General features: G+C 40.1%; 26 protein-coding genes. 4 read left to right on the top strand and 22 right to left on the bottom strand.

Translation table 11 applies throughout. The features are described 5' to 3' along the window. From WKI23_RS02155 to WKI23_RS02235, 17 genes are all read right to left on the bottom strand, one after another. Positions 1–1,312 (bottom strand): DEAD/DEAH box helicase (locus WKI23_RS02155; RefSeq protein WP_368078799.1); only part of this gene is annotated, 1,312 nt, incomplete at its 3' end. Positions 1,313–1,558: 246 nt separating this feature from the next. Beyond that, a complete protein-coding gene (locus tag WKI23_RS02160) occupies positions 1,559–2,374 on the bottom strand; it encodes an endonuclease/exonuclease/phosphatase family protein (RefSeq protein WP_368078800.1) in 816 nt (271 codons plus the stop codon). 51 nt (positions 2,375–2,425) lie between these two features. After that, positions 2,426–4,606: a PTS transporter subunit IIBC gene (locus tag WKI23_RS02165; protein ID WP_368078801.1), complete on the bottom strand. Its 2,181-nt coding sequence runs from the start codon at positions 4,604–4,606 to the stop codon at positions 2,426–2,428. Positions 4,607–5,012: 406 nt separating this feature from the next. Then, positions 5,013–5,939, bottom strand: coding sequence for a permease-like cell division protein FtsX (gene ftsX, locus WKI23_RS02170; protein ID WP_050261901.1), 927 nt, complete (start codon positions 5,937–5,939; stop codon positions 5,013–5,015). After that, positions 5,932–6,624, bottom strand: a complete 693-nt coding sequence (gene ftsE, locus WKI23_RS02175) for a cell division ATP-binding protein FtsE (protein WP_000022265.1) — start codon at positions 6,622–6,624, stop codon at positions 5,932–5,934. The genes ftsX and ftsE overlap by 8 nt, the downstream gene beginning before the upstream one ends. 17 nt (positions 6,625–6,641) lie before the next feature. Beyond that, a protein-coding gene (gene prfB / locus WKI23_RS02180) for a peptide chain release factor 2 (RefSeq protein WP_368078802.1) occupies positions 6,642–7,737 on the bottom strand; the annotation gives its coding sequence in 2 pieces (ribosomal slippage) (positions 6,642–7,664 and positions 7,666–7,737; 1,095 coding nt in all). Positions 7,738–7,851: 114 nt separating this feature from the next. Next, positions 7,852–8,508, bottom strand: coding sequence for a CBS domain-containing protein (locus WKI23_RS02185; RefSeq protein ID WP_368078803.1), 657 nt, complete (start codon positions 8,506–8,508; stop codon positions 7,852–7,854). A gap of 361 nt (positions 8,509–8,869) precedes the next feature. Then, entirely contained in the window at positions 8,870–9,580 is a 711-nt protein-coding gene (locus WKI23_RS02190) for an ABC transporter ATP-binding protein (protein WP_173249950.1), read from the bottom strand. Continuing rightward, complete coding sequence (locus WKI23_RS02195) at positions 9,580–10,344, bottom strand: ABC transporter ATP-binding protein (RefSeq protein ID WP_049486982.1); 765 nt, start codon at positions 10,342–10,344, stop codon at positions 9,580–9,582. Before WKI23_RS02195 ends, WKI23_RS02190 begins: the two co-directional genes overlap by 1 nt. Then, positions 10,344–11,300 carry a branched-chain amino acid ABC transporter permease gene (locus WKI23_RS02200; RefSeq protein ID WP_000662286.1) on the bottom strand — a complete coding sequence of 319 codons (957 nt, stop codon included), beginning with the start codon at positions 11,298–11,300 and terminating at the stop codon, positions 10,344–10,346. Before WKI23_RS02200 ends, WKI23_RS02195 begins: the two co-directional genes overlap by 1 nt. Before the next feature lie 3 nt (positions 11,301–11,303). Beyond that, on the bottom strand, positions 11,304–12,173 hold the full coding sequence (locus tag WKI23_RS02205) for a branched-chain amino acid ABC transporter permease (protein WP_000941427.1): 870 nt from the start codon (positions 12,171–12,173) through the stop codon (positions 11,304–11,306). A 115-nt stretch (positions 12,174–12,288) separates the two neighbouring features. After that, entirely contained in the window at positions 12,289–13,449 is a 1,161-nt protein-coding gene (locus tag WKI23_RS02210) for an ABC transporter substrate-binding protein (RefSeq protein WP_173225327.1), read from the bottom strand. Positions 13,450–13,532: 83 nt separating this feature from the next. After that, positions 13,533–13,799 carry a YlbG family protein gene (locus WKI23_RS02215; RefSeq protein ID WP_050223575.1) on the bottom strand — a complete coding sequence of 89 codons (267 nt, stop codon included), beginning with the start codon at positions 13,797–13,799 and terminating at the stop codon, positions 13,533–13,535. Positions 13,800–13,877: 78 nt separating this feature from the next. Further along, positions 13,878–14,468 (bottom strand): ATP-dependent Clp protease proteolytic subunit ClpP, encoded by a 591-nt coding sequence (gene clpP / locus WKI23_RS02220; protein ID WP_000613475.1) that lies wholly within the window; start codon positions 14,466–14,468, stop codon positions 13,878–13,880. A 172-nt stretch (positions 14,469–14,640) separates the two neighbouring features. After that, the gene (gene upp, locus WKI23_RS02225) at positions 14,641–15,270 is read right to left on the bottom strand and encodes a uracil phosphoribosyltransferase (protein ID WP_000515974.1); all 630 of its coding nucleotides are present in this window, start codon (positions 15,268–15,270) and stop codon (positions 14,641–14,643) included. Between the two features lie 88 nt (positions 15,271–15,358). Continuing rightward, positions 15,359–15,826 carry a deoxycytidylate deaminase gene (locus WKI23_RS02230; protein WP_000136977.1) on the bottom strand — a complete coding sequence of 156 codons (468 nt, stop codon included), beginning with the start codon at positions 15,824–15,826 and terminating at the stop codon, positions 15,359–15,361. Positions 15,827–15,844: 18 nt separating this feature from the next. Further along, a complete protein-coding gene (locus WKI23_RS02235) occupies positions 15,845–16,402 on the bottom strand; it encodes a TetR/AcrR family transcriptional regulator (protein WP_000004136.1) in 558 nt (185 codons plus the stop codon). A 124-nt stretch (positions 16,403–16,526) separates the two neighbouring features. Between WKI23_RS02235 and WKI23_RS02240 the strand changes: the two genes are divergently transcribed. From WKI23_RS02240 to WKI23_RS02250, 3 genes are read left to right on the top strand one after another with little or no spacing between them, the layout of a single operon-like run. Next, positions 16,527–17,372, top strand: a complete 846-nt coding sequence (locus WKI23_RS02240) for a DegV family protein (protein WP_368078804.1) — start codon at positions 16,527–16,529, stop codon at positions 17,370–17,372. A gap of 58 nt (positions 17,373–17,430) precedes the next feature. Then, positions 17,431–18,603, top strand: a complete 1,173-nt coding sequence (locus WKI23_RS02245) for an NAD(P)/FAD-dependent oxidoreductase (protein ID WP_368078805.1) — start codon at positions 17,431–17,433, stop codon at positions 18,601–18,603. A gap of 48 nt (positions 18,604–18,651) precedes the next feature. Beyond that, positions 18,652–19,173, top strand: coding sequence for a DUF1697 domain-containing protein (locus WKI23_RS02250; RefSeq protein ID WP_368078806.1), 522 nt, complete (start codon positions 18,652–18,654; stop codon positions 19,171–19,173). Between the two features lie 41 nt (positions 19,174–19,214). On the opposite strand, the gene WKI23_RS02255 is transcribed toward WKI23_RS02250, so the two are convergent. After that, complete coding sequence (locus WKI23_RS02255) at positions 19,215–19,955, bottom strand: MerR family transcriptional regulator (protein WP_368078807.1); 741 nt, start codon at positions 19,953–19,955, stop codon at positions 19,215–19,217. Positions 19,956–20,189: 234 nt separating this feature from the next. Between WKI23_RS02255 and WKI23_RS02260 the strand changes: the two genes are divergently transcribed. Next, a complete protein-coding gene (locus WKI23_RS02260) occupies positions 20,190–21,530 on the top strand; it encodes a sodium-dependent transporter (protein ID WP_368078808.1) in 1,341 nt (446 codons plus the stop codon). Between the two features lie 40 nt (positions 21,531–21,570). Here WKI23_RS02260 and manA read toward each other — a convergent pair whose 3' ends face one another. The 4 genes from manA to WKI23_RS02280 form a co-directional block, all read right to left on the bottom strand. Then, the gene (manA, locus tag WKI23_RS02265) at positions 21,571–22,515 is read right to left on the bottom strand and encodes a mannose-6-phosphate isomerase, class I (RefSeq protein ID WP_368078809.1); all 945 of its coding nucleotides are present in this window, start codon (positions 22,513–22,515) and stop codon (positions 21,571–21,573) included. A gap of 258 nt (positions 22,516–22,773) precedes the next feature. Continuing rightward, entirely contained in the window at positions 22,774–23,034 is a 261-nt protein-coding gene (locus WKI23_RS02270) for a SemiSWEET family transporter (protein WP_004261618.1), read from the bottom strand. Between the two features lie 178 nt (positions 23,035–23,212). Continuing rightward, entirely contained in the window at positions 23,213–23,380 is a 168-nt protein-coding gene (locus tag WKI23_RS02275; protein ID WP_368078810.1) for a hypothetical protein, read from the bottom strand. 245 nt (positions 23,381–23,625) lie between these two features. Further along, positions 23,626–23,973 (bottom strand): VOC family protein, encoded by a 348-nt coding sequence (locus WKI23_RS02280; RefSeq protein ID WP_368078811.1) that lies wholly within the window; start codon positions 23,971–23,973, stop codon positions 23,626–23,628. Between the last annotated feature and the right edge of the window lie 15 nt (positions 23,974–23,988).

A 23,988-nucleotide genomic window follows, 5' to 3' on the forward strand; every position in this document is an offset into this window, starting at 1 on the left:
CACGTCCACGAGCACGACTTTCTGCACGCTTGGTTTTACGGCGCTTTTCATCAACTGCCCATTGAATTTTCTTCTTATAACCTGGTTTGACTTTTTTCTTTTTCTTTTTGACCAGACCAATCATTTCAATATCAAGCTTATCTTGCTTCTTCTCACGATTAGCACGACGATCACGGTCATAGGTATCTTGGAATTCTCCATCTTTTACCATCTTCGGAGTAAATTTAATTCCTAATTTCTCCAACTCACGGATATCCGAGTCATCGCTTGGCTGATAAAGGGTAATAGCTGTACCTGGTAGGCCATTGCGTCCAGTACGACCAACACGGTGCACAAAGAAAGATAAGTCTTGCGGAATGGCATCATTGATGACATGGCTGATACCTTCAATGTCAATCCCACGCGCTGCCAAGTCTGTTGCGACAATATACTCAAAATCCAGATTTTTCACCTGATTCATGATTCGCTTACGTTCACGAGGGGCAATATCTCCATGAATTTTTGCCACCTTCAAGCCTTGAGCAGTCAGATATGAATGCAATTCATCAGCACGCGTTTTAGTGTTAACAAAAATCATTGCCAAATACGGTTGCATCAACTGAGTCAACTGGTAAATTTGAGCATTCTTGTCACGTCCCTTAGTAGAAATCAACCAATTATCAATGGTATCAGAAATGACCGTTTTGGTCTTGATTTTCTCCATAACAGGATTTGACAAGTATTTTTTCAAGAATGGCTGCAACTTTTGTGGAATAGTCGCTGAGAAGACCATGAATTGCAGGTCTTTTGGAAGGCTGCCAGCAATCTTATCAACAGTTTCCAAGAATCCCATATCCAAGGTCATGTCTGCCTCATCGACCACAAAGGTCTTGGCCTTGTGAATAGCCAAATCACCGGATTTAACCAAGTCGTAGATACGGCCTGGTGTCCCAATAACAATATGAGGCTGATTGCTTGCCAATTTCTCAATCTGGCGAGCCTTATCTGTCCCTCCCACATAATTAACCACACGAACTTCTACTTCTGAGTGGGCTGCAATCTGACGAGCTGCTTGGTAAATTTGAGTAGCTAATTCACGGCTCGGTGCAGTAATGACTGCTTGAACACTATCGCTGGTTTCATCTAATTGCTGGAAAATCGGCAATAGGAAAGTATGAGTCTTACCTGAACCTGTTTTTGATTCACCGACTAGGTCACGACCTGCCAAAACAATGGGAATCAACTTATCTTGTACCTCTGTTGGAGTTGTAAATTTCAACTCCTCCAAGGCTTCACTAATATATTTTTTAAATTGAAATTTCGTAAATGACATACTATCCTCGATTCTATCTATCCTATCAATTATACCACATTTTATTCCATTTCAGTAGTCTCACTTATTTAGGCTATTTCCAGTAGTTTCTCTAGTCAGAAAAAGGCTGGAACTTCATGATTCCAACCTCTTTTCATACTCAATGAAAATTAAAGAGCAAACTAGGAAACTAGCCGCAGGCTGTACTTGAGTACGGCAAGGCGACGTTGACGTGGTTTGAATTTGATTTTCGAAGAGTATCAGTTATTATTTCCAGTTTAAAATAGCATTCAAGCCATAGTGATCACTCACTTGTGGACTCTTGTTACCATCAAATACGACATGTAAATTTTCCACCTCTAACTCTTTGGTAGTAAAAACATAGTCGATTCGAAGGGGTTCTGTATTCCCCTTCCAGCCATCAATTTCTGGTGGAACAGTATAGCTACCGCTTTTCTCTTGAGCAACTTCAAATGCATCTTGTAAGCCTAATGGACTAGCTAAAATAGCTTGGTAGCCTTCCTGTCCAGCTGGGTTGTTGAAATCTCCAGCTAGCAAAAGTGGCTTGTTCAATTCTTTCAAGACAGCCTCAAATCGCGCCCATTCTTCTTGGAAACCTTTATCCCACCAAGAAAGGTGGACACTTGCAACTGCAAGCTCCTTACCATCAACTACCGTTTCAGCCAAGGCAACACGACGAGTATGATAGTCTGTTGGATCATCCACATCTGAAACCAAAATTTCTCTAGCTTCAATAGGTGTTTTAGACAAGATAGCCACACCTTCGTGGTAGCGGTCATAACCGATATGATTATAGGCCCAGGTCCAGTAGTAATCTTTTCCTTGCTCAGACAACTTTTCAACCAAAAGTCTAACATAATGGTCTTGGTGAATAGGCTCAGCAGCTGGCAAAGCTTGATAAAGATCATTGACCTCCACCTCTGGAGATGTGATCTCCTGATTGATTTCTTGGAAACAAATCAAATCATAGTCCTTTTCAAGAATATCTTCAAGCAAAATCTGGAATTTTTCCTCTGCTTCTTTCTCCATCCAACTGTGAGTATTGAGTGTTAAAAATTTCATGCTTTTCTCCCAAAATAAGAGGTTGGAATACAGCTTCCAACCTCAAGTATATTACAATTCTACTTTAGCAACTGCTGTTTTAGCTGCAAGAGAACCTGTTTTTTCTAATTTAACTGATTTAATTGCATCACCATTTGTGAAGACAACTACTGTTGAAGTTTCACGTCCTGCTGCACGGATAGCATCCAAGTCAGCTGTGACAAGGAGATCACCTGCTGCAACTTTTTGTCCTTCAGCAACATGAACTGTAAATGGTTTACCTTCAAGACTTACTGTGTCCAAACCAATGTGAACCAATACTTCAAGACCTGCTTCAGTCACAATACCAAGAGCATGTTTTGTTGGGAAGATGCTTGATACAGTACCTGAAACTGGAGATACAATGTTTCCATTTGCAGGTTCTACTGCAAATCCATCACCCATCATTTTTTGAGCAAATACTGGATCTTTTACTTGTTCCAAAGCAACAACTTGACCGTCTGCTACTGAGTAAACTTCCTCAGTAAGACCTTTGAAGTGAACAGTGTTTTGTTGTGCTTCAGTCATTTGACTTGGAAGAGTTTCAGGAATGATTTCACCTGAATCAAGAATATCTTGGATATCAGATTTCAATACGTCAGCTTTTGGACCGTAGATAGCTTGAACCCCTTGTCCTTTCATGACAAGACCCATAGCTCCTTCTGCTTTCCATTGCTCTGCATTTCCTACTTTATCTGCATCTTTAACAGTTACACGAAGACGAGTCATACATGCGTCTACATCAACGATGTTTGCACGTCCACCAAGAAGGTTAATAATGTTTACAGCTTGAGAACCAGCTGCAACTTTCACTTCGCTGCTAGCTTCTTCTGAACCTTCAGCAGTTTCATAGTTTCCGTTACGTCCTGGAGTTGCGTAGTTGAATTTTTGAATCATGAAGTTTGCGATAAAGTACATGATTACAGCAAAGAGAACAGTTACCCAAACGAAGTTAACGATATCCATACCGATACCAGCGCTAATCGCAATAGGTGTACGAGTCAAGAACTCGATTGAACCAAATGAGTGCATACGTAGGTTCACGACGTCAGCCATAGCGAAGGCAGCACCTTGAACAAGTGAGTAAACAAGATACATAGGTGTTGCGACGAACATGAACATGTATTCGATTGGTTCAGTAACCCCTGTCAAAAATGTTGCAAGAGCTGTCGCAATCATCATACCTTTGTATTTGTGTTTCTTGTCAGCATCAACATTACGGTAGATAGCCACAACCACACCCATCAAGATACCGAATGAACCAATCATTTGTCCAACTTTGAAACGAGCTGGGTGAACAGTATCTAACAAGTGTTGGTATTGACTAGCATCAGTACCTTTAAGGTTTACAAGGTCTGTTACCCATGCAAGCCATAGTGGGTCTTGACCAAATACTTGGCTACCTTTTGCTGCACCAGTTAGGACCTCATAAGTACCACCAAGAGCTGTGTAGTTCATTGGGATAGTCAACATGTGGTGAAGACCAAATGGTAAGAGCAAACGTTCCAATGTACCATACAAGAATGGTGCAAGGATTGGAGCAGTTTCTTGTGAGTTAGCAATCCAGATACCAAAGCTATTGATACCAGTTTGCACAAGTGGCCAGAAAGCTGAAAGTACAATTGCAGCAATTACTGAACGAAGAATAACTACAAACGGTACAAAACGTTTTCCGTTAAAGAATGAAAGTGCATCAGGAAGCTTACGGAAGTTGTAGTATTTGTTGTAAGCAGTTGCTCCTATAAAACCTGAGATGATCCCTACGAAGACACCCATGTTCAAGGCTGGAGCTTCAAGAACACTGATAAAGTAGTCAGCAACTTTGATTGAACCACCAAAGAGTGTAGTTACCATAGCATCTGGACTTTTCAACATATCGCCTGATACACCAAAGATTGTACCAGTGATACGGTTAATCAAGATGAAGGCAAGACCAGCGGCGAAAGCACCACCAGCACGTTCTTTAGCCCAGCTTCCTCCAATAGCAAGGGCGAACAAGATATGAAGGTTAACGATAACCCCCCAACCGATTTGCTCTAGGACACCACCAGTAATAACGAGTGGTGCAAAGGTTGGGTTAATCATCACGATAGACTTACCGATTGAAATCATCAAACCAGCAGCCGGCATAACCGCGATAACCACCATCAAAGCCTTACCGAATTTTTGCCAAAATTCGAAAGACAAGACATTTTTGAATGTATCTTTCATCATTCAAATCTCCTTTATTTTTATTTAGGCAAACGTTTTACGAAAACGTTTGCACCTTTTATGATTTAATTATACCACTTTAATTTTTTTTGTAAAGGATTTTACAAAAAAAATTACACTTTTTTCAAAAAAATTTCTAGGCCAAATTTCAAGTTAAAGTTAGCCATCAAGAAGTCTTCTCTGGGGGACTTCTTGATACTCTTCGAAAATCTCTTCAAACCACGTCAGCGTCGTCTTACCGTATATATGTGACTGACTTTCTACAACCTCAAAACAGTATTTTGAGCATTCTTTGGCGAGCTACCTAGTTTGCTCTTTGATTTTCATTGAGTATTAGGAGTCCCTTTTCTAAAATTTTTGTAGCAAAAAAGGAGATTTTACAACCTCCTCATAAAAATAATTATTTTACCTAAATCTTCAAGAATCGGCGCATGGAAATTCCTGACCCCAATGAACCAATAAAAATTCCAATCACAAATAGTAGGGCAATCATCAACGGACTAAATAAATCTGGACTAATCATGGATAGATTTTGCCCTACCAATGATTTGTTGACAGATTGGTAAACCATTTGATAAACAATAAAGACCAAAATAGATGGTGCGATAGCTCCCAATAAACCGATAAAGGCTCCTTCTAACAAGAACGGTCCACGGATATAACTGTTTTTAGCTCCGACCAAGCGCATGATTTGAATTTCACGACTGCGGGAAATAATGGTAATACGAATGGTATTTGAAATCAAGAAAACTGCGACAAAAATTAACAAGGCAGCAATCCCTAGTCCCCAAACACGGATAAATGAAGCTAACTTGAAGAGTCTTTCTGTATTGGCACCGCCATCTTGAACCTCAGAGACACCTTCAATTTTTTTAGCATCTTCGGCTATAGTTTTTACATCATTTGGAGTATTTGCCTCTACAATATAGGCATCATAGAGAGGATTGGCATCCCCTTCAAAGATTTTCCAGTTGTCACCCATTGTCTCAGTTAATTTTTCATATTGTTCTTCTTTACTTGAAAAGGTAACACTCTTAACCGTAGACATGTTCTTCAAAGAATCATATACCTTGTGGTAGTCATTATTTGTAACAGTTTGACCTTCTTTTTCAATTGTCTGACTATTATCTTCCACATCCTTTCGGATATAAACTACTACACGGACATTATTTTCAATATCTGTAGCTAGTTTCGCTGTATTGAAAATAACAGATGCAAATATTGCCACCAAGGTCAAAGTAATCATGACTGAACTGACAGCAGCTACTGTCATCCAACCATTTCGTTTCAAACTTTTTAAGGCTTCAAATAAATGGCGAAAAAATCTACTAATCATCGTATCCATACTCTCCTTTTGATTCGTCACGAACGACACGGCCATTTTCAATGGCAATGACACGGTGGCGCAAGGTATTTACAATCTGGCTATTATGAGTCGCCATCAAAATAGTTGTCCCTTGTAGGTTAATCCGTTCCAAGAGATTCATAATTTCCCATGAATTATCAGGATCCAAGTTTCCTGTTGGTTCATCGGCTATCAATACTTTTGGATTGTTTACAATAGCACGCGCAATCGCAATACGCTGTTGCTCTCCACCTGAGAGCTCATTTGGGAAAGAACGAACCTTATGCTTCAATCCAACCAAATCCAAAACTTCCATCACACGTTTTTTGATATTACGGCGATTTTCCCCGATTACTTCCATAGCGTAAGCAATATTTTCATAGACCGTTTTCTTTGGCAAGAGTTTATAGTCTTGGAAGACAACCCCAACACTACGACGTAGAAGCGGAACATCTTTCTTTTTAATCTTAACCAGATTAAAACCAGCAACTGATAGGCTTCCTTTATCGATTTTTACTTCACGATATAGCGAACGAATAAAAGTTGACTTCCCTGCTCCTGAAGGTCCTACGATGTAAGCAAATTCCCCTGGTTGAACACTGACCGAAACACCGCGTAGGGCAGTCGTTCCGTTGTCGTATTTTTTGACGACATCTCTCATTTCAATGATTGACATGTGACTTCCTTTCTATCTTAGCTAATTCGCCACTTGAGATAGGCATCGATAAAACCATCTAGGTCTCCGTCCATAACCTTATCTACCTGAGCAACCTCAAAGCTAGTTCGGTGATCTTTTACCATAGTATAAGGTGTGAAGACATAAGAACGGATTTGGCTTCCCCATGTGATTTCCTTTTTCTCACCTTTGAGGGAATCAACTTCCGCAGCTTTCTTTTCTTGCTCCATTTGATAGAGCTTAGCCTGCAACATCTTCATGGCACGATCTCTATTTCCATATTGGGTACGATCCACTGTTGATTGGACAACAATTCCAGTTGGAATGTGGGTCAAACGCACACCTGTTGAAACCTTATTGACGTTTTGTCCACCTGCACCACCTGAACGGAAGGTGTCCATCTTAATATCATCTTCACGGATTTCCACTTCAATGGTATCATCCAACTCCGGCATCACTTCTACAGATGTGAAAGAGGTATGGCGACGTTTGGCAGAGTCAAATGGCGAGATACGGACCAAACGATGAACACCCATTTCTGACTTGAGAAGACCGTAGGCATTAGGACCTTCAAATGATAAGGTTACTGACTTGATACCAGCCTCATCACCTGCTTGATAATCCAATACTTCCACTTTGAAACCTTTAGCATTACCATAACGAGTATACATACGCAGCAGCATATCACCCCAGTCCTGCGCCTCAGTACCACCAGATCCTGGATGGATTTCCAAGATGGCATTGTTGTGGTCATAAGGTTCTGACAAGAGCAAGGTCATCTCGTAACTGGTCATCATCTTATCCAGTTCTGATAACTGTTCGACCAGTTCATCATGCACTGACTCGTCTTCAACCAAAAAGTCCAATAAAATTTCGACTTCATCCTGCAACTCTTCCATTTTATGGAAGGTATTATAGGTGTTTTTTAATTCATTTAATTCTTGCGACGTTTTTTGGGCCGCGATATTATCGTTCCAAAAATCAGGTTCTGTCATCTTGTTTTCCAAGATGGCAATCTCTTCCTCTAAACCTTCTAGGTCAAAGAGACCCCCTGAAAGAAGCTAATTTTTCACGATTTGCGTCAATTTTTTGACGAATTACTGAAATGTCCATAAATACTCCTTTTTTACATCATTTCATTATAGCATATTTTATCATTTCTTTCCATCTTTTGCTATAGTCCCTTTTTATGAAAAAAGAAAAAAAGAAGCCTTTCGGCTTCCCTTCTTACAAGACTTTTGCTGAAGTGCGAGTGATTTCTTCCACTTGAATACCACTTGCTTCAAATTTTTCTTTCAAGGCTGGTAAATCAATTGAGCCATCGATTTGCACTTCGATAATGACCTTACCATCCTTACGCGGAATATTGACTGTATGGGAGATATTCAAATTTTCTTCAACGATTAGAGAAACAATCTTACCAAGAACGCCAACTTCATCTTCTGTAACAAAGCGCACACGAATTCCTTCTTCACCATAACCAGCAATTTCGAGAAAGGCTTGGAAAACATCACGGTCCGTGATAACACCATAGACTTGATGATTATCTACGACAGGAAGAATACCAATCTTGTTTTTCAACATCAAATAAGTTGCATCCTCTAGACTCGCATAGCCAGAGACAGTGACAACATCGCGAATCATGACATCTTTTACTTTTGTCTTATTTAGAAGATAATTCATCTCATAGATAGAAAGACTTGTTGCCTTGGATGGACTAGCTTGAGCAATGGTTCCCTCAGTCACCAAACCAACTAATTGATCATTTTCGATAACAGGCAAGCGGTGCAACCCTTGCTCTCTCATCAAATCTGCTGCATGAGATACTGTTGTATCTGGACTAATATAAACTACCTTGCGGGTCATAAAATCTTTAACTGCCATGAGACTTCTCCTTTTCTATTCTTATCCCTATTATACAATCTTTTTGTAAATCTATCAAACGCTTACATTTCTTTTTCAAAATTCAGAAAAGTATGAATAAGCTAGCAAAAAGAGCTCTGAAATCGAGCTCTGTGAATGAAGGATAGGTACGCTTCATTCGGTTTTTTCAATTATTAGAAATTAACTTTTCAATGTAGATGAAGATTGCTTTGCAATCTCTATCCGCAACCTAAACTAGTCTCCCAGACTATGCGATGTTTGCTTCGCAATCTTCATCCACCGACTAAAAAGGTCCCCCGGACTATAATGATGATTACTTCGTAATCTTCATCTGCCGACTAAAACAATCCCCCGGACCTTTTTAGCCACCTAGATATGCTTTTCTGACTTCTTCTGATGAGGCGAGTTCTTTTCCTGTTCCTGATAGGACAATTTTTCCTGTTTCCAATACATATCCTCGGTCAGAGATTGCGAGTGCTTTATTGGCATTTTGTTCAATCAAGAGGACGGTTGTTCCTTGTTTCTGGATGTCTTGAATGATATCAAAAATCTCTTGGATAAAGATTGGGGCAAGTCCCATTGATGGTTCATCTAAAAGAAGAAGTTTTGGTGTTGACATAAGAGCACGTCCCATGGCAAGCATTTGTTGCTCTCCCCCTGAAAGAGTAGCTGCATCTTGGTTCTTCCGTTCTTCAAGACGTGGGAAACGTGAGAAAACCCTCTTCAAGTTAGCTTGATTTTCTTCACGGTTTTTCTTTAAGAAAGCTCCCATTTCAAGATTTTCCATAACAGTCAAGCCAGGGAAAACGTGGCGTCCTTCTGGTACTTGTGAAAGACCACCTGCCACGATTTTTTGAGCTGGCATTTTTTGGATTTCTTGACCTAAAAATTCAATCTTTCCTGAACTTGGTCGTACCAAACCAGACAAGGTACGGAGAATGGTTGTCTTACCTGCACCATTGGCACCGATAAGGGAAACAACTTCTCCTTCATTCACTTCAAAGCTTACATCACGGACTGCTTGGATCATGCCGTAATGCACAGAAAGATTATCAACTTTTAACATAGACATTAGGCTTCACCTCCTAGATAAGCTTCGATAACGCGTTTATTGGTCTTAATTTCTTCTGGAGTTCCCTGAGCAATCAAACGACCGTATTCGAGTACGTAGATGCGTTCTGTTACTTCCATGACCAGATTCATATCGTGTTCAATCAGCATGATCGTAATTTTAAATTCATCTTTGATGCGACGAATTAACTCAGTCAATTCGGCTGTTTCCTGTGGGTTCATACCTGCTGCTGGTTCATCTAAGAAGAGAATTTTAGGTTCCGTAGCAAGGGCACGAACAATTTCCAAACGACGTTGTTGGCCGTAGGCAAGATTTTTAGCTAGAGTTTCTGCATCACCATCTAAATCGAAGATTTTCAGCAATTCCAAAGCTTTAGCCTTTAATTCTTTTTCACTCTTGTAAAAAGCTGGTAAGCGTAAGAAACTAGCAAAAACATGTTGTTTGTGATGGTTGCCAAAGGCAATCAAAACATTGTCCAAAACGGTTAAATCTTTAAAGAGACGGATATTTTGGAATGTACGTCCAAGTCCCAAAGAAGCAATCTTATAAGGTGCCTTTCCATTCAAAAGGTGACCATCTAAGGTAACTGTTCCCTCACTTGGTTCATAAACACCGGTCAAAAGGTTGAAAAGGGTTGTTTTACCAGCTCCATTTGGACCGATTAGTCCAACCAGTTCCCCTTCGTTCAATTCAAGAGTCACATCTCCAACAGCTGTTAGACCGCCAAAATGTTTGGTTAACTGTTTTACTTCAAGTAATGCCATTAGTTTTGTTCCTCCTTCTTAGATTTTTTAAAGAAACGTGATAGGCTCAATTCCCATGTTCCAAGGAGTCCACCTGGTCTGAAAATCATTACCAATACCAAGGCCAAAGCATAAATAATCATACGCACGCTGGCAACATCTTGGAGAAGCATATTCAAAATTCCAAGAACAATAGCTGAAACAATGGCACCTGTAATGGAACCAAGTCCACCAAATACAACAATGATCAAAACGTTGATTGAGTTGATAAAAGTGTAATCTTTCGGTACAACTGAACCGATAAATCCTGCCTGAAGTGACCCTGCAATACTTGCAGTAATAGCACCAAAGACAAAGGCGATGATTTTAATTTTAGTCGTATTAACCCCAACTGACTCAGCAGCGATTTCATCCTCACGAACAGAGAGGGTTGAACGACCAATTGGACTACGCAAGAAGTTTAAGGTTGCAATGGTTGTAATCACGACAAAGAAGTAAACCATTTGCCAAGTTGTAAAGTTAGGAATTCCCAAGATACCTGCTGCACCATTTGTAAGGCTTCCGCCATTGATGATAAAGATACGGATAATTTCAGAAACACCTAGAGTCGCTACCGCAAGATAGTCCCCCTTCAAGCGCAAGGTTGGAATCCCGACAAGTAAGGCAACTGCTCCTGAAAGTAAAGCCCCTATCAGCATAGCTCCAAAGAAGGCACCATAGGTTGGTGATTTAGAACCAATAATAGCTGCGGCATAGGCACCAATCGCCATGAAACCAGCATGACCAAGTGAAAATTGTCCTGAAAAACCAACGATTAAGTTGAGACCAACAGCCAGAATAATATTGATTCCAATTTGTTGTAAAATCTGTACATAGAATAGGTTGAGTACTCCAACTGAAACCAGTACACTAATCAAGCCATAGCCAGCTAACAAAAGGAGTAACCATAGAATATTAACTTTTAAATTTTCCTTCATCGTTTACACCTTCTCTTTCACATTTTTACCAAGGATACCAGCTGGGCGAACAATCAAGATTAACAATAAGATTCCATAAACAATGGCATCACGGAAGTCTGACATCCCAAAGGCTGTCGCAAAGGTTTCCAATAGACCAATGACAAAGCCACCAAGAGCCGCACCAGGAATGATTCCGATACCACCAAGTACTGCGGCAACGAAAGACTTAAGACCTGGAGTAACCCCCATCAAAGGCTCAAGAGAGTTATAATAAAGGGCAATCAGAACACCAGCCGCACCCGCAAGAGCTGAACCCAAAGCAAAGGTAAAGCTGATAGTACGATTCACATTTATCCCCATCAATTGTGCCGCATCGCTATCTACTGATACTGCACGCATGGCTTTCCCCATCTTGGTCTTTTGGACAATGACCTGTAACAAAATCATCAAAATCAAGGAAATGGCCAAGATCATTAACTGCACGTTTGTTAGGCTAACTGGTCCCAAATCATAGCGAACTGTTTGAATCGCTTGAGGAAAGGCACGAGTATTGGCACCAACCAGATAGACCATGCCATACTCCAATAGGAAAGAAACCCCAATAGCTGTAATCAAAACAGCAATACGAGTAGAGTGACGCAAAGGTCGGTAAGCAAGGAACTCAATCACGACACCAAGAATAGCTGTCGCTAGCATCGCTACAATAAGAGCTACAAAGAAATTCATTTGGAAAGAATTGATCAAGAAATAACCGATAAAGGCTCCCATCATATAAATATCACCGTGGGCGAAGTTGATGAGCTTGATAATTCCGTAAACCATGGTATATCCTAGGGCTAACAGCGCATAAACACTACCTAGAATCAAACCATTTACTAGTTGTTGGAGCATGAGATTCACTCTTTCTATATATAATTCCGAGGGTTTTCCCTCACTTTTTGATAGGTTCTTAAACATCGAAACAGGGAGTGAGTCCGAGTCTCATTCCCTATTTCAACATTTTCTATTATGGTTTTACAACTTCTGCTGCTTCAACCTTACCATTGTTCATGGTCATCATGTAAGCAGTTTTGACTGTGTTGTGGTCTGCATCGAAGCTTGTTTGACCAGTTACACCTTCAAAGTCTTTTGTTTTAGCAAGGTTATCCTTGATTTCACCTGAGTTTTTAGCACCTTTTGCTGCATTTGCTACAAGGTGAACTGAGTCATAAGCCAAGGCTGCAAATGTTGAAGGCTCTTCATTGTACTTAGCACGGTATGCGTCAAGGAAGGCTTTTGCTTTAGCTGAAACTTCTACAGTAGTTGAGAAGCCTGAGATAAAGTAGATGTTTGATGCTTTTTCAGCAGTTGCTTGTTGTACAAACTCTTCACCGTTGAATCCATCACCACCAACGATTGGTTTGTCAATTCCCATACCACGCGCTTGGTTTACAATTTTACCAGCTTCAGTGTAGTAACCAGGGACGATGATAGCATCAAAGTCTTTCCCTTTCATTTTTGTAAGGGCTGCTTGGAAGTCTGTGTCACCTGCTACGAAAGTTTCATCTGCAACGATTTCACCTTTGTATGATTCGCGGAAGGCTTTGGCAATACCTTTAGCATAGTCGCTGGCATTATCAGTGTAAAGAACAACTTTCTTAGCATTTAATTTTTCAGAAACATAGTTTGAGATAATTTTTCCTTGGAAGCTATCTTGGAAAGTTCCGATAAAGAGGTAATCTTGACCTTTAGTCAATCCATCTTGAGTCGCACTTGGTGAGATCAATGGAACACCTGCTTTTGTAGCATTCGCTACCGCAGCTGCAGTTGCACCAGATGTCGCAGGTCCTACGATTGCTGATACTTTAGATTGAGTTACAAGGTTAGTTGTTACTGAAGCAGCCTCTGCTGTTTCAGACTTGTTATCTTTATCGACTACTTCGATTTGTTTTCCATCGATACCACCTGCGGCATTGATTTCGTCAACAGCCAATTGGGCACCTTTTTGTTCAGATGTTCCGTAGGCAGCTACGGCACCAGTTTCTTCGAAGTTAAATCCGATTTTAATTGTCTTTTCCTCTACTGAGTTACCAGCAGTGTTAACTGCTCCAGACTTCACTTCTCCACAGGCTGCAAGAAGTGCTACACTTGCAAGCGCCACAAAGGATAGGGCAAATTTTTTCTTCATCTTTTTTGTCTCCTTATTTCTTAAATAGTCTGTTAAGAATATACCGAATTATCAGAAAATTGTCAACACTTTTCTTTAAATTTTTATCTGATAACGTTTTCTTCTCGGTAAAGGTTGCCCACAAAGGGTGTTTCCAGCTCTTGGATATGACAAACTCTGACTTTTTTGATAAACTTTTCCTTGCTCAAGCGCCCGACCAATTGCTCCACTTCTTGAGTTGGAACATAGAGTTGTAAGTAACGATGTTTCTTGGAATGATAGGTAATATCTCCATAATCCTGCAGTTTTTTGGCATCACGATTATAGTAAAGATAGATAATCAAGCCAGATCGATTGACTTTTTCAAACATGATAAATCCTCTTTCTAAGAAATCTCCCCCTATTATACCAAAAAAAGCAAACCCAGTCGAGTTTGCCTTCTATCAACATTAGTTCAATGAATTGTTGGCCATGATTTCATCAATAAAGCCATATTCAAGTGTTTCTTGAGCACTCATCCAGTTATCGCGTTCTGCATCTGCGTGGACTTTCTCGATTGACTGACCTGAATTTTCAGCCAAGATTTTTTCCAAGGTATTACGAGTTTTAAGCAAGTGTTCTGCAGCGATCGCCATATCAGTTTGTTGAGTACCACCACCTGTACCACCCATTGGTTGGTGGATCATGTACTCAGCATTTGGAAGCATGAAACGTTTGCCCTTTGCTCCACTTGATGCGATGACAGTACCCATAGATGCAGCCATCCCCATAACGATGGTTTGGACATCCGCTTTGATAAAGTTCATGGTATCTACGATTGCCAAACCAGCTGAAACAGAACCCCCAGGTGTATTGACATAAAGGTAAATATCTTTTGTACTATCTTGGGCATCTAAAAAAAGCAATTGGGCAATAACAGAGTTAGCCATATTGTCTTCAACTGGACCTGTCAGCATAATGATGCGGTCTTTGAGAAGACGTGAGTAAATATCGTAAGAACGTTCTCCACGGCTTGTTTGTTCAATAACTACAGGAATCATTCATTTCTCCTTTTGAGTTTTATTTTTGTTGGTCAAATGACTGAAGATAAGACTATTATAATATCTTGGTCAAAAAAGGTCAAATTTTTGCTCTGTTTTCATTAGACAGAAACAAAAATCCAACCCCCTTTCACGACTGGAAATCCTTTTCCAAGTCAATCTCTTTTTAATTTTATTTTGTACCGAACAAGCGATCCCCAGCATCTCCAAGACCTGGAACGATATAACCGTGTTCGTTTAAGCGTTCATCCAAGGCTGCTGTAAAGATTTCTACATCTGGATGAGCTTCTTGAAGGGCTTTTACACCTTCTGGAGCAGATACAAGGCAGACAAATTTGATATTTGATGCGCCACGTTTTTTAAGCGAATCAACGGCCAAGATTGCTGAACCACCTGTTGCCAACATTGGGTCTACTACAAAAATTTGACGTTGGTCAATGTCCTCAGGCAATTTCACCAAGTATTCAACTGGTTGAAGTGTTTCTTCATCACGGTACATACCGATGTGACCAACTTTAGCAGCTGGAACCAAGCTCAAGAGCCCATCAACCATCCCGATACCTGCGCGCAAGATTGGAACGATGGCCAATTTCTTACCTGCCAATTGTTTTTGAACTGTTTTTGTAATTGGTGTTTCGATTTCCACATCTTCTAGTGGAAGATCACGAAGTACTTCATACCCCATCAACATTGCAATCTCATCTACTAGCTCACGAAAAGCTTTTGTAGAAGTATCTGTACGACGCAAGATTGACAATTTGTGTTGAATCAGCGGGTGATTAATAACTTCAATTTTTCCCATTTTTGGAATTCCTTCTTTCAATTTATTCTTCTTATTATACCAAAAAACGGTTTAAAAATCTTTCTAAACCATTTATTTTTGATAATTTTTACATTAAATCTGCCTCTTTTAGAGCTACTTGTACTGTCTCAAGTGGTAAATGGGTTAATTCTGTCCCTTTTTCTTGATAAAGGTATTGGGCGTAGTCATCCATTCGGTACTGATTGATATAAACCACGCGCTTGCAACCAACCTGCAGCAATTGTTTTGTACAGTTCAGACAAGGAAAATGGGTCACATAGGCTGTAAAACCTTTGGGAACACCACGTTCTGCACCTTGCAGGATAGCATTGACCTCAGCGTGAAGGGTGCGAACACAGTGGCCTTCAATGACCAGACATTCGTGGTCAATACAATGCTCGGTTCCTGACACCGAACCATTGTAACCAGTGGAAATAACTTTATTATCTTTTACCAGAATCGCACCCACTTTGGCACGTTTACAAGTGGAACGATTGGCAATTAGTAGGGCTTGGGCTGCAAAATACTCATCCCAGGCCAGTCTTTTTTCAGTCATATCTCTTCTCCTTTTTCTCTATTTTTTAAAAAATGGTAACCGTAAATCCGCAATCTTTTCAGCAGGTACCTTCATGCCATCCTTGATCCATTTTAGAAGGACAGAGACGATGGCCGAGCTCCAGAAGGAATGAAGATAAGAGCTGACACCTTTTGATTTCCCATGGTATTTTTCTAAAAATTCTTGCATGGCTTGGACAAAGATTTTTTCCAGATGGTAATCCAAGGCCAATTGAATCACTCTGGCTTCCTTTCTTGCCTCCCGGAAAAGGTGAACCCAGACCAGATAAAGGTCTGTCTTTAGATCGTAATGATGCAGCTGCTCCATGATATTATGGACAGTTCGTTTAAAGACGCTTTCTAAAATCTCCTCTTTGGAATCATAATTGCGATAAAAGGCTGCACGCGAAACTCCTGCACGTTTGACCAATTCAGAAATACTAATCTTGGTCAAGTCCTTTTTTTCCAAAAGTTGCAAGAGGGCTGTTTCGATGGCTTCTCTGGTTAATAAATTGGATTCTTGGTTTGATTTTCTGAGATTTTCAAGAGATTTTTCAGAGATTCTACGTTCAGACATAACATTTTCTTTCTACTTGTCACAACAGACGGATGAGGCTTTTGTTTCAAGGGTTTTCATGATATAATTGTAAAAAAAGACAGAACCTTTGTCAATGTATAACTGACAAAGATGGAGAATTTCTATGACTTGGAAGATTATTGCTGACTCTGGTTGTGATTATCGTCAGCTGGCAAGACCAGCTATTGACACAACCTTTGTAAGTGTTCCCTTAACCATTCAAGTAGCTGATCAGGTCTTTGTTGATGATGCTAGTCTTGACATTGACCAAATGATGGAAACCATGTATGCAACAGCAGAAGCTTCAAAATCAGCTTGTCCAAGCCCAGATGACTATTTGCGAGCATTTGAAGGTGCCAAAAACATTTTCCTAGTAACCATCACAGGTACTCTTTCTGGCAGTCACAATAGTGCTCAACTAGCAAAGAATATTTATCTGGAAGAACATCCTGATACTAAGATTCATGTGATTGATAGTTTGTCTGCTGGCGGGGAAGTTGACTTGCTCGTAGAAAAATTGAATGACTTGATTGACCAGGGCTTGTCTTTTGAAGAAGTGGTTGAAGCTATCACTGCCTATCAAGAAAAAACCAAGTTACTTTTTGTTCTAGCAAAGGTCGATAACTTGGTGAAGAACGGCCGTTTGAGCAAGCTTATCGGTACGGTCGTTGGTCTTCTCAACATCCGTATGGTTGGAGAAGCTAGTGAAACTGGAACCCTTGAATTACTACAAAAAGCACGAGGGGCAAAGAAATCAGTTCAAGCAGCCTATGAGGAGTTAGTAAAAGCAGGATATGCTGGTGGTCGTATTGTCATGGCTCAACGCAATAACGAGAAATGTTGCCAACAGCTTTCAGACCGAATCCGTGAAAATTTCCCACAGGCGGATATTAAAATTCTCCCAACATCTGGTCTCTGCAGTTTCTATGCAGAAGATGGTGGTTTGCTGATGGGATATGAAATTGATTAGTTCCATTCTTGACAAGAGGTGACCATCATCTCTTGTTTTTTTGTGGTACAATAGAGCTATGAAACATTTTGATACTATTGTCATCGGTGGAGGACCTGCTGGTATGATGGCTACGATTTCCAGTAGCTTTTATGGACAGAAAACCCTCCTCATCGAAAAAAATCGCAAACTTGGAAAAAAATTAGCTGGGACTGGTGGTGGACGTTGCAATGTAACCAATAATGGTAGCTTGGACGACCTGCTAGCTGGCATCCCTGGAAATGGGCGCTTTCTTTACAGTGTCTTCTCCCAATTTGATAACCATGATATCATCAACTTTTTTACGGAAAATGGGGTCAAACTTAAGGTCGAGGACCACGGGCGCGTCTTTCCTACTAGTGACAAGTCTCGGACTATTATCGAAGCCTTGGAAAAGAAAATCACTGAGCTAGGTGGTCAAGTTGCTACTCAAACCGAGATTGTTTCGGTTAAGAAGGTGGATGACCAATTTGTTCTTAAATCAGCTGACCAAATCTTCACTTGTGATAAACTGATTGTCACAACTGGTGGAAAATCCTATCCTTCCACTGGCTCAACTGGTTTTGGTCACGAGATTGCCCGTCATTTTAAGCATACCATTACCGAACTTGAGGCCGCTGAAAGTCCTTTGTTGACAGATTTTCCACACAAGGTCTTACAAGGGATTTCTTTGGATGATGTGACCCTAAGCTATGGCAAGCATGTCATCACGCACGATCTGCTTTTTACCCACTTTGGTTTATCCGGTCCTGCTGCTCTGCGTATGTCTAGTTTTGTCAAGGGTGGGGAAATTCTCTCACTGGATGTTTTGCCTCAACTTTCTGAAAAGGACTTGGTTGTATTTCTCGAAGAAAACCGTGAAAAATCCTTGAAAAATGCTTTAAAAACTTTATTACCTGAGCGCTTGGCAGAATTTTTTGTGCAAGGCTATCCTGACAAGGTCAAACAGTTGACTGAAAAGGAACAAGAACAACTTGTCCAGTCCATTAAAGGACTTAAAATTCCTGTAACTGGTAAAATGTCTCTTGCCAAGTCCTTTGTCACCAAAGGTGGTGTCAGTCTCAAGGAAATCAATCCCAAAACTCTAGAAAGTAAGCTGGTACCTGGACTCCACTTTGCTGGCGAGGTACTAGATATCAATGCCCACACGGGGGGCTTTAACATCACTTCTGCCCTCTGCACCGGCTGGGTGGCGGGATCAAACCCAATCTAAATATACAGTACTAAATGGAACAATCCACCTCAAAAGAAAGGAAGTCCTTTGGAACATATTATCTTGCTAAGGGGAGTGACTCCTAATGGGAAAAATGCTATCCCTAAAATGTCTTATCTAGTAGACATCTTGACAGAAGCTGGTTTTCAACAAGTTCGAACTTATATTCAAAGTGGGAATATCATTCTTGAAAGTGACTTAGATTTAGAAACAATACGAGAACAGGTTCATACTCTAATAAAGGAAAATATTGGTGCTGATTTAAAAATGGTAATCAAGACCAAAAGTGATTTTACAAAAATTGTCCAAGAAAATCCGTTTGGAGAACACTATCTTTATGACCGTATACACGTGATTTTTTATCAAGAACCTATTCAAAGTCTCCCTTTAGAAAAATTAAAAATGGATTACGGTGAAGAAGAAATTTGTGTCGGTAACTACTGTCTCTACCTCTATCTCCCTAGAACTGCAAAACGAAAAAAGCTCAGTACTAACTATCTTGAAAAGCTTTTTAATGTAGATTTGACCATGCGAAAACTAAATGTAGTAGAAAAATTATTAAGCAAGTAGTACTTGAATTTAGTAAAAATCGGAAGATTACTCCTCCGATTTTATTTTGTCTGAGTTTGGACATAGTGAGCAATAACATCTGATGTGTACTGGGCAGTTCCAGTTCCAAATTTGTCAATGTTTTCCTTAAACTCTGGGTTGTAGACGTAGCCTTTACCGATATGACCGAATACTTCAATAGAGCAATCAAATCCATAAGTACGGATGGCTTGCAAGAGTTTAGCAGCTTCTTCTTGATTTTCGGTTGCTGTTACAGGTAGACCAGCTTGAAGATTTTGTGCCAAAGCTTGAAAAACTTGGTTAAAGACAGCTGTAGCCTCTTCTTCTTGACCTTTTTGGCGCTCCAGCGCTTGATCCATGACTTCTTGTCCATATTTCTCTACCGCCTCTTGGTGGTATTTTTGATGGTCTTGGTAGTTAAATCCAGCAAATTTCTCTTGAATGCTCATTTCTCTTTCTCCTTTTTGTTCTTGAATGGTTTTTTGCAAGGTTGAAATTAAGGTATCCAGACGTTCCCTTTCTCGAGTCAAATAGTCCAACTGCCTGGTTAGATGGGGCAATAAATTTGTCCTTTCTTCCTTTAATAGCGCTGCTATTTTTTCCAAAGAAAAACCTAGATATTTGTAATACAGAATGACCTGCAGCCGTTCCAAATCCTCCTGACTGTAGGTTCGATAGCCGTTGTCCGACTTTAAAGGAACTAAGAGTCCTATCTTATCGTAGTGATGCAGGGTCTTGACAGAGACGCCCGAAAGCTGAGCAGCTTCTTTTATATGGTACATAATTTTCTCCTTACAATGATAGTATAACCCCTTCCCTTAGGTCAGAGTCAAGCGTTTTTGCGAAATTTTTTACTTTATCATAACATGAAAAGGGTTTTCTTGACAGACCTTAGAAAACATGATAGGATAGTCAAGTCTATCAATCAAAAGAAAAGCTCATCTTGAGTACTGATGAGGCTATTTGCCAAGGGCAGTAGCTTTTTCTTTTGTAATACTAATTTTAGGAGTTTAACTATGTCTGAAAAATCGCAATGGGGTTCTAAACTGGGCTTTATCCTAGCATCTGCTGGTTCAGCCATCGGACTTGGTGCCGTTTGGAAGTTTCCCTATATGACTGCTGCTAACGGTGGAGGAGGCTTTTTACTGGTCTTTCTCATCTCCACTATTTTAATCGGTTTCCCCCTACTGCTTGCTGAGTTTGCCCTCGGCCGAAGTGCTGGTGTTTCAGCTATCAAAACCTTTGGAAAACTTGGTAACAATAGTAAGTACAACTTTATCGGTTGGATTGGTGCCTTTGCCCTCTTTATCCTTCTCTCTTTCTATAGTGTTATTGGAGGATGGATTTTAGTCTATCTGGGTATTGAGTTTGGGAAATTGTTCCAGCTTGCTGGGACGAGTGATTATGCTCAGTTATTTACTTCAATCATTTCAAATCCAGCCATTGCCCTTGGAGCTCAAGCTGCCTTTATCCTATTGAATATCTTTATTGTATCACGTGGGGTTCAAAAAGGGATTGAAAGAGCTTCGAAAGTCATGATGCCCCTGCTCTTTATCATCTTTGTTGTCATCATCGGTCGTTCTCTCAGCTTGCCAAATGCCATGGAAGGGGTTCTTTACTTCCTCAAACCAGACTTCTCTAAGCTGACTAGTGCTGGTCTCCTCTATGCTCTGGGACAATCTTTCTTTGCCCTCTCACTAGGGGTTACAGCCATGCTGACCTATGCTTCCTACTTGGACAAGAAAACCAATCTGGTTCAATCAGGAATCTCCATCGTAGCCATGAACATCTCGGTATCCATCATGGCAGGGCTAGCCATTTTCCCAGCCATGTCAGCCTTCAACATCCAGTCTGAAGGGGGACCAAGCCTGCTCTTTATCGTCTTGCCTCAACTCTTTGACAAGATGCCTTTTGGAACCATTTTCTACATCCTCTTCCTCTTGCTCTTCCTCTTTGCAACGGTCACTTCTTCTGTCGTGATGCTGGAAATCAATGTGGGCAATATCACCAATCAAGACAACAGCAAGCGTGCTAAATGGAGTGTGATTTTAGGAATTTTGACCTTTGTCTTTGGCATTCCTTCAGCCCTATCTTACGGTGTTATGGCGGATGCTCACATCTTTGGGAAGACCTTCTTTGACGCTATGGACTTCTTGGTTTCCAATCTCCTCATGCCATTTGGAGCTCTCTGCCTTTCACTTTTTACAGGCTACATCTTCAAGAAGGCTCTTGCTATGGAGGAACTCCATCTTGATGAAAAAGCATGGAAACAAGGACTTTTCCAAGTCTGGCTCTTCCTTCTTCGTTTCATCATTCCAATCATCATCATCGTGGTCTTCATCGCCCAATTTATGTAATCAAAAAGGACTTGAGTAGTAAACTCAGGCCCTTTCTTTTTTATGGATGGCTAACAATCAATTCCAAATCTTGCCCTTCCAGAGTCCAAGCTTCAACATCACTTGGTAGGATAAAGTGGCTGCCTTTTTGGATTGGATAGTTTTTTCCGTCAACAGTCAGTTGACCTTGACCAGCTAAGACACTCAACAAGCTGTAGTCAGCTGTCTTTTCAAAGTCAACTTCTCCAGTAATTTCCCACTTGTAAACTGCAAAGAAATCATTGGATACAAGGAGAGTGGAACGCAAATCATCTGCTTTAACAGTTACAGGACGGCTATTTGCAGGCTCACCAATGTTCAAGACATCAATGGATTTTTCAAGGTGAAGTTCACGCAATTTACCATTATCATCCTTACGGTCAAAGTCATAGACACGGTAGGTTGTGTCACTAGATTGTTGAGTTTCAAGAATCAAGATGCCCGCACCAATAGCATGCATGGTGCCACTTGGTACATAGAAGAAATCTCCAGCCTTAACAGGTACTTTGGTCAACAAATCATCCCAGTTCTTATCCTCTATTTGCTGACGGAGTTCTTCTTTTGACTTGGCATTATGCCCGTAGATAATCTCTGAACCTTCATCCGCTGCAATGATGTACCAGCACTCTGTTTTTCCGAGTTCGCCTTCATGCTCGAGTCCGTAAGTATCGTCTGGGTGAACTTGGACACTGAGCCAGTCGTTGGCATCAAGAATCTTGGTCAAGAGTGGAAATACAGGCTCAGGACGATTACCAAACAATTCACGGTGCTCTGCATATAAAGTAGCCAGGTTTGTTCCCTCGAAACGACCATTGGCAACTTTAGAGACTCCATTTGGATGAGCTGAGATGGCCCAATATTCTCCGATTTTTTCACTTGGGATGTCGTAGCCAAACTCATCACGTAGCTTGGTTCCCCCCCAGATTTTTTCCTGCATAACTGATTGTAAAAATAATGGTTCTGACATCTTGATCTCCTGTCTGATTTTTCTTCCTTCATTATAGCAAAAAAAGAGTTCGAATTGAACTCTTTTTAACATCTTATAAAGTAGGGAGAAGATTTTATAAAAATAGTAACGATATACTTTTTTCTTTGATAGAGACGAACATAAAAGATTCTCGTAAAGCTAGCTGTAACTGAAGTTTTTCCCTCAACTCTCATTCAAAAATTACTTTAATGAAGCATCTATTTTCATAAAATAAAAAGACTGAAACCAGTCTTCTTTTTAAATCAAAGCTGTGATAGCCGTTACTAAACCAAAAACGATACCTGGTGCATTAGCAGCTGCAAGTGGAATATCTCTTTCCTTCTTGAAAAGACCATAGTAAACCCAGAGACTACAGTTGATAGCTGCGACTAGGGGTTGAATGAAGTTGCCTTTTTGACCGGCAAGATTATTCATGATTTGTGGGAAATATGACACATACATCATAACAGACATAAATGTCGCTGCCCAGCCCAACACTTTCATTTGTTTTTCAGACATTTTCAAAACCTCTTTTATTCTTTTATACTTTCTATTTTATAATTTAATACAAAAACAAGCAAGACTTTAAGACTTTTGTTATAAAAATGTAAACTATCACAGTCTTGTAATAAGAAACAGACCGGATTGCTCCGATCTGTTTGATCCATAAAATGTAAAAATGAATAGCTCTTGTCAATCAATGGATAGATTGATTGATAGTTTGATTGATTATCAGCAAGCCGTAGTTAATTATGTCAGCAATATCTTCAAGACCGTGCAAAATAAAATTTCCTACAATCAAACCTATAATAATTGAACAGATAATCATGGTCACACAGATTAGATAAACATCCTTTTTTTGCATCTCTTTCCTCCTAACGAATTAAGAAAATTCACTTACTACAGCTGTTTAATCATATTTCTCCTTTCCATATCAGTCTTATTTTCTGCTGTTATATTTTTATTATAAGATTTCAAGAAAGCGTTGTCAATTATTTATATGCAATTGCTTTATATTAAAAAGACCGGATTGCTCCGATCTTTCAATAGTTCCTATTCTCAATTTCTGTTTTAAAAATAGCTAAGGTTAACGTCAAATGACTGAGCTCCTTATTTCATACGATAAAAATCAAGCACTAGACCAGCAGGACCTTTTACAAGCAAGGATTCTGTTCCCCAATCGGTTACAGTTGGACCGTTTAAAATCTCGATACCAAGCTCTTTCAACCGTTGGTAGTTCTGGTCTACATCCTCAACCTCGATATGAATAATGATTCCTGACTGAAAGTTTCCCAAAGGAACCAAATGATTTTGGGACAACATCAGACAGTGACTGCCAATCGTAAACTGAGCAAAACCATCGTCAACATAATCAGCTTTTTTATCCAAAATACGCTCCAAGTCAGCACAGACTTGAGGAACATTTGAGACGATGATATCTAATTGATTTAAATTCATTTACTATCCTCCATA

The organism is Streptococcus pseudopneumoniae (genome assembly GCF_038148955.1).
Taxonomy (GTDB): domain Bacteria; phylum Bacillota; class Bacilli; order Lactobacillales; family Streptococcaceae; genus Streptococcus; species Streptococcus pseudopneumoniae_T.